General features: G+C 62.9%; 17 protein-coding genes. 3 read left to right on the top strand and 14 right to left on the bottom strand.

What is annotated here, in order from left to right:
* Positions 1-173 precede the first annotated feature (173 nt).
* The 12 genes from U0023_RS26385 to U0023_RS26440 form a co-directional block, all read right to left on the bottom strand.
* Complete coding sequence (locus U0023_RS26385; protein WP_009488685.1) at positions 174-452, bottom strand: formate dehydrogenase subunit delta; 279 nt, start codon at positions 450-452, stop codon at positions 174-176.
* Positions 413-1,291 (bottom strand): formate dehydrogenase accessory sulfurtransferase FdhD, encoded by an 879-nt coding sequence (fdhD, locus tag U0023_RS26390; RefSeq protein ID WP_195904131.1) that lies wholly within the window; start codon positions 1,289-1,291, stop codon positions 413-415. Before fdhD ends, U0023_RS26385 begins: the two co-directional genes overlap by 40 nt.
* Complete coding sequence (gene fdhF / locus U0023_RS26395) at positions 1,278-4,121, bottom strand: formate dehydrogenase subunit alpha (RefSeq protein ID WP_009488687.1); 2,844 nt, start codon at positions 4,119-4,121, stop codon at positions 1,278-1,280. The genes fdhD and fdhF overlap by 14 nt, the downstream gene beginning before the upstream one ends.
* Before the next feature lie 12 nt (positions 4,122-4,133).
* Complete coding sequence (locus U0023_RS26400) at positions 4,134-5,690, bottom strand: formate dehydrogenase beta subunit (RefSeq protein WP_009488688.1); 1,557 nt, start codon at positions 5,688-5,690, stop codon at positions 4,134-4,136.
* On the bottom strand, positions 5,687-6,163 hold the full coding sequence (locus U0023_RS26405; protein WP_009488689.1) for a formate dehydrogenase subunit gamma: 477 nt from the start codon (positions 6,161-6,163) through the stop codon (positions 5,687-5,689). The genes U0023_RS26400 and U0023_RS26405 overlap by 4 nt, the downstream gene beginning before the upstream one ends.
* A gap of 145 nt (positions 6,164-6,308) precedes the next feature.
* A complete protein-coding gene (gfa, locus tag U0023_RS26410; protein ID WP_009488690.1) occupies positions 6,309-6,893 on the bottom strand; it encodes an S-(hydroxymethyl)glutathione synthase in 585 nt (194 codons plus the stop codon).
* 178 nt (positions 6,894-7,071) lie between these two features.
* Positions 7,072-8,184: an S-(hydroxymethyl)glutathione dehydrogenase/class III alcohol dehydrogenase gene (locus U0023_RS26415; protein WP_009488691.1), complete on the bottom strand. Its 1,113-nt coding sequence runs from the start codon at positions 8,182-8,184 to the stop codon at positions 7,072-7,074.
* A 137-nt stretch (positions 8,185-8,321) separates the two neighbouring features.
* Positions 8,322-8,684 carry a hypothetical protein gene (locus tag U0023_RS26420; protein ID WP_009488692.1) on the bottom strand — a complete coding sequence of 121 codons (363 nt, stop codon included), beginning with the start codon at positions 8,682-8,684 and terminating at the stop codon, positions 8,322-8,324.
* 114 nt (positions 8,685-8,798) lie between these two features.
* Complete coding sequence (locus tag U0023_RS26425) at positions 8,799-9,008, bottom strand: hypothetical protein (protein ID WP_009488693.1); 210 nt, start codon at positions 9,006-9,008, stop codon at positions 8,799-8,801.
* 139 nt (positions 9,009-9,147) lie between these two features.
* On the bottom strand, positions 9,148-9,888 hold the full coding sequence (locus U0023_RS26430) for an ABC transporter ATP-binding protein (protein WP_009488694.1): 741 nt from the start codon (positions 9,886-9,888) through the stop codon (positions 9,148-9,150).
* Complete coding sequence (locus U0023_RS26435) at positions 9,876-10,640, bottom strand: ABC transporter permease (protein ID WP_009488695.1); 765 nt, start codon at positions 10,638-10,640, stop codon at positions 9,876-9,878. Before U0023_RS26435 ends, U0023_RS26430 begins: the two co-directional genes overlap by 13 nt.
* Position 10,641: 1 nt before the next feature.
* Positions 10,642-11,589 (bottom strand): ABC transporter substrate-binding protein, encoded by a 948-nt coding sequence (locus U0023_RS26440; protein WP_009488696.1) that lies wholly within the window; start codon positions 11,587-11,589, stop codon positions 10,642-10,644.
* Between the two features lie 288 nt (positions 11,590-11,877).
* Here U0023_RS26440 and U0023_RS26445 point away from each other — a divergent pair, with 288 nt between their 5' ends.
* Genes U0023_RS26445 through U0023_RS26455 form a run of 3 tightly spaced genes read left to right on the top strand, consistent with a single transcriptional unit; the run spans position 11,878 to position 14,093 of the window.
* Positions 11,878-12,639 (top strand): ABC transporter ATP-binding protein, encoded by a 762-nt coding sequence (locus U0023_RS26445; RefSeq protein WP_245272821.1) that lies wholly within the window; start codon positions 11,878-11,880, stop codon positions 12,637-12,639.
* Entirely contained in the window at positions 12,636-13,478 is an 843-nt protein-coding gene (locus tag U0023_RS26450) for an ABC transporter permease (RefSeq protein ID WP_009488698.1), read from the top strand. Before U0023_RS26445 ends, U0023_RS26450 begins: the two co-directional genes overlap by 4 nt.
* Before the next feature lie 15 nt (positions 13,479-13,493).
* Complete coding sequence (locus U0023_RS26455) at positions 13,494-14,093, top strand: hypothetical protein (RefSeq protein ID WP_009488699.1); 600 nt, start codon at positions 13,494-13,496, stop codon at positions 14,091-14,093.
* Between the two features lie 141 nt (positions 14,094-14,234).
* Here U0023_RS26455 and U0023_RS26460 read toward each other — a convergent pair whose 3' ends face one another.
* Together U0023_RS26460 and U0023_RS26465 are read right to left on the bottom strand one after the other, a co-directional pair.
* The gene (locus U0023_RS26460) at positions 14,235-15,089 is read right to left on the bottom strand and encodes a substrate-binding domain-containing protein (protein ID WP_009488700.1); all 855 of its coding nucleotides are present in this window, start codon (positions 15,087-15,089) and stop codon (positions 14,235-14,237) included.
* Complete coding sequence (locus U0023_RS26465) at positions 15,058-15,528, bottom strand: c-type cytochrome, methanol metabolism-related (RefSeq protein ID WP_322883787.1); 471 nt, start codon at positions 15,526-15,528, stop codon at positions 15,058-15,060. The genes U0023_RS26460 and U0023_RS26465 overlap by 32 nt, the downstream gene beginning before the upstream one ends.
* Positions 15,529-15,530 lie beyond the last annotated feature (2 nt).

A 15,530-nucleotide genomic window follows, 5' to 3' on the forward strand; every position in this document is an offset into this window, starting at 1 on the left:
GTGACGCCGCGATTGCCCACTTCCCTCCTGTTGGCCTCGCATTCTCGATGGTACCTGACAATGACACGCCAGCAAGGAGGGCTGACAGCCGACGTCGCCATAATGGCCAGTTCTCGGCTAACATGCACGCCATGGACGCCCGCCGCGACAAGGGATGCTGACTGGCGAAGGCATCATCCAGCATCGCTACCCAATTCCCCTACCGTCTCCGGGCCAGCAACTTCCTTTTCGATCGGGTTCCTTCCTGACGGGGCATCAACCATCGCTTTTAAGACAAGCGGATCGAGTTTTCCATCATCCTGCCCCGCGTGGGATAGAAGCGCTCTACGCATGCTCGGCGTCCAGAAAGCGACGAGATGGTCATGGATACCCTTGAGTGCCTGCGCTTCCGGATAAGACCGGAAGAAGCTGGCTATCTGATTCGCCATTCGGATGAGCTTCTCGATGTCCATGCCCAACCATCCTCACCGAGTATGCGTTCCCGACCATGGAAGACGGTCACGGAATTGTGCCGTGCAATGGCAACGAGGGACATATCAAGATGTCGGGCTCGTTCCAGAGCCAGTAACGTCGGAGCCGAAATCGCGACCAATGTTCTCGCCCCAAACACAGCGACCTTCTCGACCAGTTCGAAGGAAGAGCGGCTCGTGGCAATCACGAAGCCGCTGTCATGCTTCGTGCCACGACGGCATAGCGTACCGATGAGATTGTCGAGGGCATTGTGACGGCCGACATGCTCGCGCACGCAGACAAGCGTCCCATTCGTGTCAGCCCAGGCTGCTCCATAAACCGTACGAGTTCGTTCATTCAGCAACTGCTCTCTGTCGAGCGCTCTCAACGTCGCTCGAATGGCTCCGGGGGAAACTCTCGGTGCAGGTCCATTGCGGAAGCGCGCTTGGGGGAGCGCGTCGAGATCATCGATTCCGCACAAGCCGCAGCCGGTCCGCCACGACAGCACGCGCCTATGGGCCAGATGTTCGTGAAGTCCGTTGGGTGTAAGATCGATAGCGACCCTCAAGCCCCTCTCATCGGGTACGATGCGAGTTCCGCGAATATCGCCAGGGGCTTGAATGACACCCTCCGTCAGGCTGAAGCCCACGGCGAAGTCGTCCAGGTCGGATGGCGTCGCTATCATGACGGCGAATGGAATGCCGCCGTACACGAAGTTGACCGGCACCTCCGAGGGAATCGCGCGTATGCTGCAATCAGGATCGACTATCCCAAAGCGGAGAACGGTAGCTGGCGCGTCCACTGCCTCGAGGATCTGCAAGTTGTCTTCATTCAGCAGCATTGGCATTCGGGCCGATGCGTTTGAGTGCAACATCCTCTTCATAAAACCGGGCCTGCCAGTCGGATTGACGGTTCGTGCGGCGCACCTGCACCGCCGTGACCTTGTACTCCGGACAGTTCGTCGCCCAGTCGGAGTAATCGGTCGTGATCACGTTCGCCCCTGTCTTCGCGTGGTGGAACGTCGTGTAAACGACCCCTGGCTGCATGCGTTCGCTGATCTGGGCACGCAAGGCGATGTCACCGGAGCGGCTCTCAAGGGACACGAGATCGCCCTCGACGATCCCCCGGCTCTCCGCGTCGAATGGGTGGATCTCGAGCACGTCCTCCTCATGCCAGCGACTGTTCTCCGTGCGCCTCGTCTGCGCCCCGACATTGTACTGCGACAGGATACGGCCCGTTGTCAGGATCAGCGGGAACCGCGGGCCCGTACGTTCCTCGGTCGGCACGAAGTCCGTGATCATGAACTTGCCTTTGCCCCGGACGAACCGATCCACATGCATCATCGGCGTTCCTGCCGGCGCAGTCTCGTTGCACGGCCATTGGATCGATCCCAGGGCCTCGAGCTTGTCGTAGGAGACGCCTGCGAAGGTCGGCGTGAGACGGGCGATCTCGTCCATGATCTCGCTTGGATGCGAGTATCGCATCGGATATCCAAGGGCATTCGACAGTTCCATCGTAACTTCCCAGTCTGCCAACCCACACACCGGCGGCATCACCTTCCGCACGCGGTTGATGCGCCTCTCCGCATTGGTGAAGGTTCCGTCCTTTTCGAGGAAGGAGGAGCCGGGCAGGAAGACATGGGCGTATTTCGCGGTCTCGTTCAGGAAGATGTCCTGGATCACCACGAACTCCATGGCCCTCAGGCCAGCGGTCACGTGCTGCGTGTCCGGATCGGACTGGGCGATGTCCTCACCCTGGATGTAGAGAGCCTTGAACGACCCGGACACCGCCTCGTCGAGCATGTTCGGAATGCGCAGGCCGGGCTCGCCCGAAAGGCCTACCCCCCAGAAGGCCTCGAACATCTGCCGCGTCGCATCATCCGAGACGTGCCGATAGCCCGAGAACTCATGCGGGAACGAGCCCATGTCGCAGGAGCCCTGGACGTTGTTTTGCCCGCGCAGCGGGTTCACGCCGCAGCCGGGCCTCCCAATGTTGCCGGTCGCCATCGCGATGTTCGCCATGCCCATCACCATGGTCGAGCCCTGGCTGTGCTCGGTGACGCCGAGCCCGTAGTAGATCGCGCTCCTGCCACCCTTGGCGTAGAGCCTGGCGGCGTGTCGCACGTCGGCGGCGGGAACGCCCATGACGTCCGCAACGGCCTCGGGAGAATGACGCTCGTCGGCGATGAAACGGGCCCAGGATTCGAAGGCGTCAAGCTCGCACCGCTCGCGAACGTAGTCCTCGTCGACCAGTCCCTCCGTCACGATCACATGCGCGAGCGCGTTGATCATCGCTACGTTGGTGCCGGGCTTCAGGGGCAGGTGATAGTCGGCCTCGATGTGAGGCGATCTCACGAGGTCGATCCGGCGCGGATCGATGACGATGAGACGGGCACCCTCCCGCAGACGGCGCTTCATGCGGGAGGCGAAGACAGGATGGCCGTCGGTCGGATTGGCCCCGATCACGACGATGACGTCAGCCTGGTCCACGGATGCGAAGTCATGCGTGCCGGCCGAGGTGCCGAGCGTCGTCTTGAGCCCGTAACCGGTCGGCGAGTGGCAGACGCGGGCGCAGGTATCGACGTTGTTGTTGCCGAAGCCGGCGCGGACGAGCTTCTGGACGAGGAATGTCTCCTCGTTCGTGCACCGGGAAGAGGTGATGCCGCCGATGGAATCGCGGCCGTATTTCGTCTGGATGCGCCTGAACTCGCTGGCGGCGTGCCCGATCGCCTCCTGCCATGACACCTCGCGCCACGGGTCGGTGATCCTCTCACGGATCATGGGCCTGGTGATGCGGTCCTTATGCGTGGCATAGCCCCAGGCGAACCGCCCCTTGACGCAGGAATGTCCCTCGTTCGCCCTGCCGTGTTTGTACGGAACCATGCGCACGACCGTCGTGCCCTTCATCTCGGCCTTGAAGGTGCAGCCGACGCCGCAATAGGCGCAGGTGGTGATGACCGAATGCTCGGGCGCTCCGAGATCGATCACGTTCTTCTCATTGAGCGTGGCCGTCGGGCAGGCCTGCACGCAGGCGCCGCACGACACGCACTCGGACCCGAAGAAGTCCATCCCGCCGGGCGAGACGCGCGAGTCGAACCCTCTTCCCTCGATCGTCAGGGCGAAGGTGCCTTGCACCTCCTCGCATGCCCGGACGCAACGGGAGCAGACGATGCACTTGGAGTCCTCGAAGGTGAAATACGGATTGGACGCATCCTTCGGCGCATCAAGATGGTTGGCCCCGTCATAGCCATACCGGACCTCGCGTAGACCGACGGCACCAGCCATGTCCTGGAGTTCGCAATCGCCGTTGGCGGAACAGGTCAGGCAGTCGAGAGGGTGATCGGAGATATAGAGTTCCATGACGCCGCGCCGCAGATCGGCCAGCCTCGGCGTCTGGGTGTAGACGATCATGCCTTCCTCAGCCGGCGTGGTGCAGGAGGCGGGCGTACCGCGCCGACCTTCGATCTCGACCAGGCACAGGCGGCACGAGCCGAAGGGCTCAAGCGAATCCGTCGCGCACAGCTTCGGGATCGTCGTGCCGGCCCTCATGGCCGCGGCCATGACGGAGGTGCCTGCCGGAACGGAGACGGGCTGTCCGTCGATGGTCAGCGTGACCGCCTTCTCCGTCCTGCGGATCGGCGTGCCGTAGTCGACTTCCTTGATCAGGACCATGACCGCTCTCCGTCACTCGGCGGCCGCGACAACCTGCGGCGCCCTGTCGAAATCCTCGGGAAAATGGGTCAGCGCGCTCATCACCGGCAGCGGGGTCAATCCTCCCATGGCGCAGAGCGAGGCATCGGTCATGAGGGCGCAGAGATCCTCGAGAACCTCGAAGTTCTTCTCGGGCTCAATGCCGGCGATGATCCGGTCCATGACCTCGACACCCCGTACCGCGCCGACGCGGCAGGGCGTGCACTTTCCGCAACTCTCGGCGGCGCAGAACTCGAAGGCGAAGCGGGCCTGTCGTGACAGATCGACGGTGTCGTCGAACACGACGATGCCACCGTGGCCGAGAAGTCCCTTCTCCGCAGCGAGCGTCTCATAGTCCAGGGGGAGGTCCAGCATGGATGCCGGGAAGTAGGCCCCCAGAGGTCCTCCGACCTGTACGGCTTTGAGGGGACGCCCCGTCGCGGTTCCACCGCCGAAGTCCTCGACGATCTCACGCAGGGTAGCTCCGAAAGCGAGCTCGATGAGGCCACCGCGCGTGACGTTGCCGGCGAGCTGGATCGGCAGCGTGCCGCGCGAACGTCCCATGCCGAAATCCGCATAGGCCTGGAAACCGTTGGCCATGATCCACGGCACGGTTGCGAGAGAGAGCGTGTTGTTGATGAGAGTCGGCTTGCCGAAGAGCCCTGCGACCGCCGGCAGAGGGGGCTTTGCCCGCACCATGCCGCGCTTGCCCTCGAGGCTGTCCAGGAGTGACGTCTCCTCGCCGCAGATGTAGGCCCCCGCTCCAAGCCGCGATTCCAGGATGAAGGCACGGCCGGATCCCAACACGGATGGGCCGAGATAGCCAGCCTTCGTGGCGACCTCGATCGCTTCCGTCATGGTCCGGTAGGCGTGCGGATATTCCGACCGGATGTAGATGAAGCCCTTGGTCGCGCCGACGGCGAGACCGGCGATGGTCATGCCTTCGATCAGGGAGAAAGGATCTCCCTCCATGAGCATCCGGTCGCCGAAGGTGCCGCTGTCACCCTCGTCCGCATTGCAGACGACGTACTTGCGGTCGGCTTGCGCATGAAGGACCGTGTCCCACTTGATTCCGGTCGGGAACCCGGCCCCGCCCCGCCCGCGCAATCCGGAAAGCTTGATCTCGTCCACGATGGCCTGCGGTTCCAGGGTCAGCGCGCGTCGAAGGCCGGCATAACCGCCATGGGCCTCGTAGTCCTCGACGGACAACGGGTCGACGATCCCGCATCGCGCGAACGTCAGCCGCTGCTGCCGGGCGAGGTAGGGCTGGTCCTCCAGGCGCTCGAGGCGCAAGGGATGCTCCCCGCCCGACAGGAAGTCGGCATCGAACAGGCTGCCCAGGTCCGTGGGGCTGATCGGCCCGTAGGCAATACGTCCTGCGGGGGTCTCGACCTCGACCAGGGGTTCCAGCCAGAACAGGCCACGGGATCCGGTCGCCACGATCTCCAGGTCCGAGCCTCGAACGCCGGCCTCATCCACGATCAACCTGGCGATCCGTGCCGCGCCGAGGGACAGCGAGGCGGCATCACGCGAGATGAAGACTCTGGTCATGTTCCCCGAGCCTCCCGGACGACGCCGTCGAGCCGTTTCCGGTCCAGCCTTCCGATGGGTTCACCGTCATAGAGCGCCGATGGGGCGCAGGCACACAGCCCAAGACAATAGACCGCTTCGACGGTCAAGGCGCCATCAGACGTGGTTCCGCCCCACTCAATCCCGAGCTCATCCAGCAGGTCGCGTGCGAGCTGCGGGCCGCTCATGGACTGACAGGCTTCCGCACGGCACAGCTTGAGGATGTGCTCACCTGCGGGCTCGCGGCGAAAATCATGATAGAAGCTGACGGTCCCGTGGATCTCGGCCCGGGACAGGTTCAGGTCCGAGGCCACAAGGCCTATGGCATCCTCGGGAATATGCCCGAACTCGTCCAGGAGGGCATGGAGGATCGGCAGCACCGGGCCTTCCAGAGAACCATGCGCTGCGATGATCTCTCGCGCGCGAACTTGATCCCACTCGCGGAACCTCGGCATTTCCTCACCCAGGTATTATTGGTTCTGCCGAGACTGCTCGCCTTGCACGTGGGATGCAACCGGGATTTTCGGAGGGGCAGGCAGCCGGGTGACCGCGCGGCCCATGAGGCCGCGCGGTCACCCTCGTCCGGCAGTGTCCTGTCCGTCAGGCGGCTACGGCCGCCTGCTTGGCCTTGGCCGTATGGGCAGCAATGAGGTCCATCAGCTCCGGCGACAGGCAGTCGTACGGCTCCAGCCCGAGTTCCCTCAGCCGCGCGCGGATCTGCGGCATCTGGGCCGGGTCGACGCCCGACTCGATGACCGAAGACACGAAGGCGGCGAACTTCGGTTCCGACCAGCCCTTCTGGGGCGAGAGCTCCGTGTGAATGAAATCCAAGCCATAGAATGGATGGTTCTTGTTCTCGATGCGGCCATACATGTGGACGCCGCATACCTTACAGGCATGCCGCTGGATCGTCGCGGAGGTATCGACGACCTGCAACTTGTCCGCGTTCGCCGTTACGGTCACGTTATCGCGAGGCACGACGGCGACCATGGCGAAGGTGGCACCGCTTGGCTTCCAGCACTTGGTGCAGCCGCAAAGATGGTTGTGGGCGCTATCACCCTTGATCTCCACGACGACCGGATCGCTGGTGCACTTGCAGACGAGCCTGCCTCCGGCGTAGTTCTGCTCGCCCTTGGTTATGCCATTGTCGACGGCTGGGTGGATCGAGAGAGTTGCATTCTGCATTGGACGCTCCTTTCCCCATTGAGTCCGTTCGGTTAGCCGACACAGCCCGGTACACTTGATGCCATGCTACGAGAGCTGAGCCGGATCCTTTGTCAGATCACGCGACAAAGCACGCTACTAAGCACGCAGTTACCTCGGATCGATCTGCAGCGAGACCGTGAACTCGGCAACGACCTCATCAGTACACGATCACGGAGCGGATCGACTTGCCCTCGTGCATGAGGTCGAAGGCGGTGTTGATCTCGTCGAGCGGCATCGTGTGGGTGATCAGATCGTCGATGTTGATCTTGCCCTCCATGTACCAGTCGACGATCTTCGGCACGTCCGTGCGCCCGCGCGCGCCGCCGAAGGCCGTGCCCTTCCAGACGCGGCCGGTTACGAGCTGGAACGGACGGGTGGCGATCTCCTTGCCGGCTTCCGCCACGCCGATGATGATGCTCTCGCCCCAGCCGCGATGGCAGCATTCGAGCGCCTGGCGCATCACGTCCGTGTTGCCGGTGGCATCGAAGGAGAAGTCCGCGCCGCCGCCCGTCAGATCGACGATGGCCTGCACGACCTTGTCGTTGCCGATCTCCTTCGGGTTGATGAAGTCGGTCATGCCGAACTTCCTGGCCATCTCGGCCTTGGCCGGATTGATGTCGACGCCGATGATCTTGTCGGCGCCGACCATGCGCGCGCCCTGGATCACGTTGAGGCCGATGCCGCCGAGGCCGAACACCACCACGTTGGCGCCGGGCCACACCTTCGCCGTGTAGATCACCGCGCCGATGCCCGTGGTGACGCCGCAGCCGATATAGCAGATCTTGTCGAAGGGCGCGTCCTCGCGCACCTTGGCGAGCGCGATCTCCGGCAGAACGGTGAAGTTCGCGAAGGTCGAGCAACCCATGTAGTGGAACACCGTCTCGCCATCGCAGCGGAAGCGGCTCGTGCCGTCGGGCATGACGCCCTGGCCCTGCGTGGCCCGGATGGCGGTGCAGAGATTGGTGCGGCGCGACAGGCAGGATTTGCAGTTGCGGCACTCGGGCGTGTAGAGCGGGATCACGTGATCGCCGACTTTCAGCGTCGTCACGCCGGGGCCGACCTCGCGCACGATGCCCGCGCCCTCGTGGCCCAGGATCGCCGGGAACTTGCCTTCGGAATCAAGGCCCGAGAGCGTATAGGCGTCGGTGTGGCAGACGCCCGTCGCCATCACCTCCACGAGCACCTCGCCGGCCTTGGGACCTTCGAGGCGGATGGTTTCGATGGTGAGCGGCTTGCCAGCCTCCCATGCCACAGCGGCCCTGGTTTCCATGGCGTTTCCCCTTCCGTAGATCTGCTCCGAGCATTCGAGTAGGGAATGCCCAAGTTTATAGCGTAAAGTGGAGTTTCAAGCCACTGTGATGATGCCTCCCGGCGCTGCGTCGGAATTACTAAAAAGGGTCATCGGATTCAGGGGAAGCATTCCACTTCGGCCTCTGCCTGCGCGCGACGAAGGTCGGCGATGAGATCCCGCATGAAGGGGTTAGTGCGAAACAACTCTGCTCCTTCGCCGGGCCGCTGGCCTACGCTGAGGACAGTCTCTGCCTGGACATAGCGGTCATACGGGAAGATCGAGGCGATGACATCGATGGAGCATGAGCACCGCTCCAGCGCGAGTCGCGTTCCTCCGTTGGCTTCCATGCAGGCAAAGACATAGTCGGCGCGGGCACTGGTCGGATAGTCATTGATGCCCTCGTCCTGTGCCCAGGCCGAGCTGGTCACCAAAAGCCCAAGAACGAGACTGCACCTCGAGACGGCATTCGCGCATGGCATGCGGCACTCCCCCGTGAGATGTGAACGGAGCATATCAAACACTCCGATGCGGGTGAACGCCGTCGGTTGCGGCTACATCCATGCATCATGCAGCAGAATGCGAGTATATTTTCCTCAGATCGTGCGGGTCTCATCCATACCATCGGGGACGCACCTCCAGCGGGCGACCCGCCAACCGGGATGCGTGTTGGTCCACTCCGCCATCCTGGGCTGCGCGCCCATCATGCAGCCAAGGTCGCTGACGGGATCAAAGGCGAAGCTGAACCGCTCCTCCTTGCAGGTATCGGGGGACGCGATAAGGCAGACAAGGAAAACCAACGCCATAGCCAATTCCTATTCATCGGATGGCCAGCGCCGTTCGCGCCAGCGGGCCCGGAGTCCTCAACATCGGCGCGGCAGGATAGTTCATGCTGAGCATTGCGGTCGGCGGGCGAGACCTCCGATCTTGCCCACGTCGCACAGTCTAGCAGAATCGTTGGGGTTGCGCCAGAAAACGGCCTCGAAACGCCTCGATGGCGCCCTTGTCCTGGCGCTCACCCTGGCTCAGTTCAACGGGAATATCCCTGACTGCCTGGATGGGCGAGCCTGCAAGGACGACAATCCGGCTCGCCATCCGGATGGCATCCCGGCTGTCGTGGGTGACGAAAAGGACCGTAGCCGATCTCTGGGCCAGCATCCCGATCAAGAGATCACGCAACCGATCCGCTGTCGGCTCGTCCAACGATGTGAAGGGCTCGTCCATCAGCAGGAGGTCAGGCTCGATGGCAAAAGCCCGCGCGAGCGCGACGCGGCGCTGCATGCCGAGAGACAGGCGCTCAGGATAGACATCCTGGGTGTCAGACATCCCCATGCTCGCGAGGAGATCGAGTGCCGTTCTCCGCGCGGCCTCCGTGGACGGAAGCGGAAGGAGGATGTTCTCGAGCACCGTCCGCCAGGGCAGCAGGCGTGGCGTCTGGAAAACGTAAGCCATCCGCGGCTTTGCCACGTCGTCGAACCCGATCCGGCCGGAATACTCCGTGTCCAAGCCGGAGATCATGTTCAGCAACGTGGTCTTGCCGATCCCGGATGGCCCGAGCAGGCAGACGAACTCCCCCGGATCGACCGACAGATGGAAACCCTCGAAGATTCGACGCACCGGAGCGCCGCCCAACGGGAGATAGCTCTTGTGTGCGATCTCAATCTCGAGCCCGGTCATCGCCGCCATCGGTTCAGCCTCCGCTCCCAAGGCTGGAGGATAAGCAGCTCGATCATCTGGATGACGGCGACGAACGCAAGGGCATAGGCCAGGATCGTGGAGACATCGAAGAGCTGGAACGCCGAACCGATGACGAAGCCCACCCCGCTGCTGCGGCCGAGCAGTTCGACCACGAGAACAATCTTCCACACGAGCGCCAGACCCGAACGGATGGCACCCATGAAGTAGGGAGTGAGTTGAGGCAGGACCACGTGCCGCAAGGTCTTCCATTGGCCGATCTCGTAAGCGGACGCCATTTCGAGGAGATCGCAGTCCAGCGCCCGACCGCCTTCGCGCAAGGTAACGGCCACGTTGGGGATCTTGTTGATCGCAACCGCGGTGATCGCAGCCGCCTCGGTCAGGCCCAGCCAGACGTAGCAGAGAACGATGACGACGAGGGCGGGCAAGTTCAGGAAGAGGATCAGCCAGGGGTCGAAAAAGCGGTTCAGCAGCAGGACGCGTCCGAGTGCAATGCCGATGGCCGTCCCGATCGTCATCGCAAGGACGAAACTCGCGAGGACCCGTGCGAGGGTGATGCCGATATTAACGAAGAGGGAGCCCTCGAGCGCGGCCTCGACCATCGTTGCGCCGACCCGGCCCGGTCCCGGCAGCAGACGTGGATCGGCGAAGGATGCTGCGCCCTGCCACACGACGACCAGGACGACGATTGACAGTGCCGACCATTCAATGCGCGTCGAACGCCTGGCCAGTTGCGTCCTCATTCTAGGCTTTCGGTACCCAGAACAGCGAAGAATCAAAGCGCGTCCTGGGGCCGACCAGTTCCGGTCCTCCGAGCTCGCTGAGAATTCCGAACAGTCGCTCCGCGGATTGGGTCTCGGCCGTCCCCCATGGTGTCGGGATGCCTGCCCTGAAGTACTCCTTCAACCGTTCGAACTCGGCATCGGATCCGATGCCCATGGCAGGCCTGAGCCGCTCCCACGCGGCGTCATCGGTCTTGAGGATCTGGTTCGCGCCGGATACGGCGCGGAAGAACCCTGCCACCTGCTCCGGTTTGGTGCTCAAGAGCGCCTCACGCCAGACGAACCCGACCAGTGGAGGCGAAGGTGTCACTCCCAACTCTGTCAGGACATCGATCATGTCGACCAGGGGATGATAACCTGCTGCATCGAGACGGGCCGCGAAATTCCAGAACGTCAGCACGCCATCGAGGCGTCCGAGCCTCAGTTGCTCGGACAAAAGCGGCGGAGCGCCATAGACCGGCTCGGCGCTATCCGCGAGATCGGCATGGAGTTTGTTCCGGGAGTAGGCCCGCAGCAGGAGCCAGCTCTTGTCGAGCGCGCTGCCGGCCACCCCGAGGCGCTTTCCCTTGAGGTCCGCGAGAGACGCGATCCCCTTGTCCCTGGGCACCATCAGCGCGCCCAAGGCGTTCGAGTACGGCCGGAAACGGAGGCCGTCGCCCTCGGCACGCTGGCGCATCGCCCAGAGCCAGTCGCTGACGATCATGTCGACGGAGCCGGCCTGGAGAGCAACTGTCAAAGCCTGATTGGAGGCGAGCTCAAGTCGCTCGATCCTCACCCCTTCCCTGGTGTCGATCTTGTTCGCGGCAATGGTGTCGAGGAGCCAGTTAACGGTCCCGAACTTGAGCGAACCGACCTTGAGGGGTTCCGAGGTCTGAGCCATTCCGTGCCGCGCCAACGGCATGACAGCCATCGTGGCAAAGCCTCCAAGGAGCACACGCCGAAGTGGATCCATCGGAATCTCCGAGCCTCAAACGGCGTGCCTGACCACATCATCGGAGACGATCATCTGGATGGCGGCCAGAGCAAGCGACGAGAGCCTCGAAGACTACGCCGAGCGGGGCAGCATCTCAAGATCAATGCTCACGCCGAAACCTGTCCTTGCGGGTATGAGCGCCTATTTGACGTCGACAGGACGGGGATGCTGAAATCCCTCGCTCGAGGGACCGAAATGTTCCTCACTGGACCAGAAACGGGTTTGATGATGCAGCCCGCACTCCGTATCAATGGCGTGAGCCACACCTTTGGCACACGGACCGCGCTCGATCGCGTGAGCCTGACGGTACCTGCCGGCTCGTTCACCGCCCTGCTGGGCTTGAACGGCGCCGGCAAGACGACCCTTTTCTCGCTCGTGACACGCCTCTACGACAGCACGTCCGGTCAGATCGAGGTTTTCGGCTTCGACGTCCGGCGGGAGGCACCCGCAGCCCTGTCCCGGCTCGGGATCGTGTTTCAAGCGCGTACCCTCGACCTCGACCTGACCGTCCGACAGAGCTTGCTCTACCACGCCGCGTTGCACGGCATTGGTCGGAGACAAGCAGGCGTGCGGGCTGCCGAAGTCCTGGAGAAGTTCACGCTTGTCGACCGCATCGACGACAAGGTCCGCAACCTCTCCGGCGGGCAGATGCGTCGGCTTGAGATCGCCCGCGCGCTGATCCACAATCCGGCGCTCCTCCTTCTCGACGAGCCGACGGTTGGCCTTGACGTCGAAGCGCGCCAGGATCTCATCGGGGAGGTGCGACGCCTCGTGGCCGAAGGACGGGGCATACTCTGGGCGACACATTTGCTGGACGAGATCCAGATGTCCGACCGCCTCGTCGTGCTCCACAAGGGGCGCGTCCTCTCAGAAGGATCCGTGCAGGAGGTGCTGGCCCAGGCAGGCAGCCCCGATCTGCAAGTGGCCTTCATCAGCCTCGTTAACGCCTCCGGAACGAAAGCTGCCGGGCAGGAGGCCGCCGAATGACTGGCCGGGAAAGGACAAGCGCACTTTCACCGAGCGGCTACGCAACCTGCTTCGCCGGGATTGTGTGGCGGGAGGCCCTGAGGTTCTTCAGCCAGAGAGGGCGCTTCCTCTCGGCGCTGGTCCGGCCTCTCGTCTGGCTGTTCATTTTCGCGGCCGGACTTCGGTCGGTGCTCGGCGTCTCGATCATCCCGCCTTACGAGACATACGTGCTGTATGAGGTCTACGTAACGCCCGGCCTCGTCGCGATGATCCAGCTCTTCAACGGGCTGCAATCCTCGCTTTCGATGGTCTATGACCGCGAGGTCGGCGCCATGCGGATCCTACTGGTCAGCCCCTATCCGCGCTGGTTCCTACTCCTCTCGAAGCTCGCTGCCGGCGTCTTCACCTCCATTCTGCAAGTCTATGCCTTCCTCTTCGTCGCGTATCTGTGGGAGGTCGAGGCTCCCGTCATGGGATATTTTACGCTCTTGCCGACCCTGGTGGTGACTGGCCTGATGCTGGGAGCCATGGGGCTCCTTCTCTCCTCCCTTTTCCGGCAGCTCGAGAACTTCGCCAGCGTCATGAACTTCGTGATATTCCCAATGTTCTTCGCCTCCTCGGCGCTCTACCCGCTTTGGCGCATCCAGGAGTCGAGCCCGCTCCTCTACGAGCTGTGCCGGCTCAACCCATTCACTTATGCGGTTGAGGCGATCCGCTTCGCGCTTTACGGGCAATTCGACATGACCTCATTGGCGATCGTCACGGGTGTCGCCGTTGCCTTCCTCATCATGTCGCTGTTTGCGTATAATCCTTCCAAAGGCCTCATAGCCCGGCGCGGGGCGCCGGCCATGGCCGACTAGGTGCTGGAGGAGCCCATGCCCTTTCGCTGGAGTGGCGGAGCTGGTCTCGTCATCGTCGGCATGCTATCCGTGGAAACGGCGGTGGCAGCCGAAGCCGACTGGCCGTGTGTGCAGCGTCGTGTCGTGGACCTGAGTGTCGCCCAGGTGTGGGCCGGTCCGGAGGTCGATCCACAGTCGAGCCATTGGCGTGACGATCAGGACGTCGCTTCCCTGGCCCGGTCCCTTGCGTCACGTCGGACGAGACTCGACCAGGCGAGCGCTATGATCGAGCACTTCAGCAGTGCCGCTGGACCGGCGAAGGATGCAAGGCTCACGTTGCTCTTCGCCGGGGTCTTCGAACTCATCAACACCGAGAGGAGGCGCATCATCAACGGCATCGAGCGGTATGCCCGCAAGCAGAAGTCGCTGGCCGACCAGATCAGCGAGACAAGCCGCATCCTCAGTCAGGACAGCAGTCCCCCCACGGAGCGAACGGCCCTCGAGCAGAAGCTCCAATGGGACACGAGGATCTACGATGACCGCAACCAGGCCCTGACCTATGTCTGCGACAGCCCAGTCATTCTGGAACAGCGGGTCTATTCCCTTTCGCAGGAAATCTCAAGCCATCTCAACTGACCATGGGCGTGAGCATCGGACCCGAAAGTGGACCCGCTTTTAGGATCGATTCCGATGCTCCCCGCTTGGACGAGCCCACCGTTCGATGCGGAAAACCGAACCGACTTTTCGCTGACGCGGCCCTCCGGCCCGCACGATGCGCTAGGGACTGGCGATAGGTTTGTCCTGCTCATCGAGCAAAGGCACTCCGTATTGCAGGAGAATGGACTGGATCTCCGCCCGATGGGCGTCGAGAAAATCGTTGAGGCGATGCTTCCATTCGGTCTCACCGTGCCGCAGGCCGAGCGTGATTCTGTATGTCATCGGAACTGACTTGGCCTCGTTCAGGAGAGGGGCGACTGCGAGGGGCATGCCGGACTTCCTGACATAGTACCCCGCGATCGGCCCCCATAGGATTCCTGCGTCGATCTCGCCTGCCTTGATGTCACGGAGCATTTCCTCGGCCGGTGACTCGTAGCGACGGTCTACCATCAGGGCGTAGGGGCGCGCATGCGCCATCAGCCCGTTCGTCGCCATGATCGTGGCCGGAGGAGCTCCCGCGACGATGCCGAGGCGCTTGTCCTTGAGGCGGTCATCGTTCAGCGACGCGACGCCGTCCAAGCTTCCGCCCTTCGGATAGATCAATGACCAGGCGGACTTGTAGTACGGATTGGTGTTCTGGATGACCTCGCCCGCAGCCACGTAGCCCATCACGAGATCGCAGCGCTTGGCGCCCAGGGTGTTACGCACGAAGCCCGTCACCTGCGGAAACCATGTGTATTCGAGCGGAAGCCTGAGGTCGGCGGCGAGAAGCTCGGCAATCTTGTTTTCGAACCCCTCGCCGGCCTCGTTCGAGAAGGGCATGTTGGCCGGATCCGCGCAAACGCGCAAAGCCGTCCTCGACACGAGATCCGCCGGCTGTGCGGCAGCCGGGCTCAACGTTGTGAGGAAAGCAGCCAGCGAGATGCCGGCTGCCGCGATCAGATCAGCCGCCGCGTCCGAGACATGAATCTTCATTTTGGGTCGCCTGTTTGGGTTTGTCTTCCCGCTTCGCCGGGCGTCCACGAGGGACGGCATCGTCCGCCCGCGCTTTCAGGTAGATGTAGAGGTCGTCGATGTAGCACATGACATTCACGTTCTGGGCGAATGACGGCATGACTTGGTTCTCTGCGACGCCGACCTTCTGGCGTCCATTGACCACTACGTCCATGAACTGCTCGTAGGTCATGGTCTTGAGCGAGTGCGCCAGTGCCGGCGCATAGCTGCTTCCTTGCCCATCCGGGCCATGGCAGGTGTGGCAATCGGCATGATAGCGCCGGTAGCCGCTGTAGGTATACCAGTCCACGGTGCCGTCCGACCCCACATTATAGGTCGGCGTGCCTTCGGCGGTCATGTACTTGCCATCCTCACCCTTCTTTGCCGTCTCCTCGGAGTGAAGAGTGAGTGGTGAGAACATGG

The organism is Microvirga lotononidis, from assembly GCF_034627025.1.
In the GTDB taxonomy this organism is placed as follows: domain Bacteria; phylum Pseudomonadota; class Alphaproteobacteria; order Rhizobiales; family Beijerinckiaceae; genus Microvirga; species Microvirga lotononidis.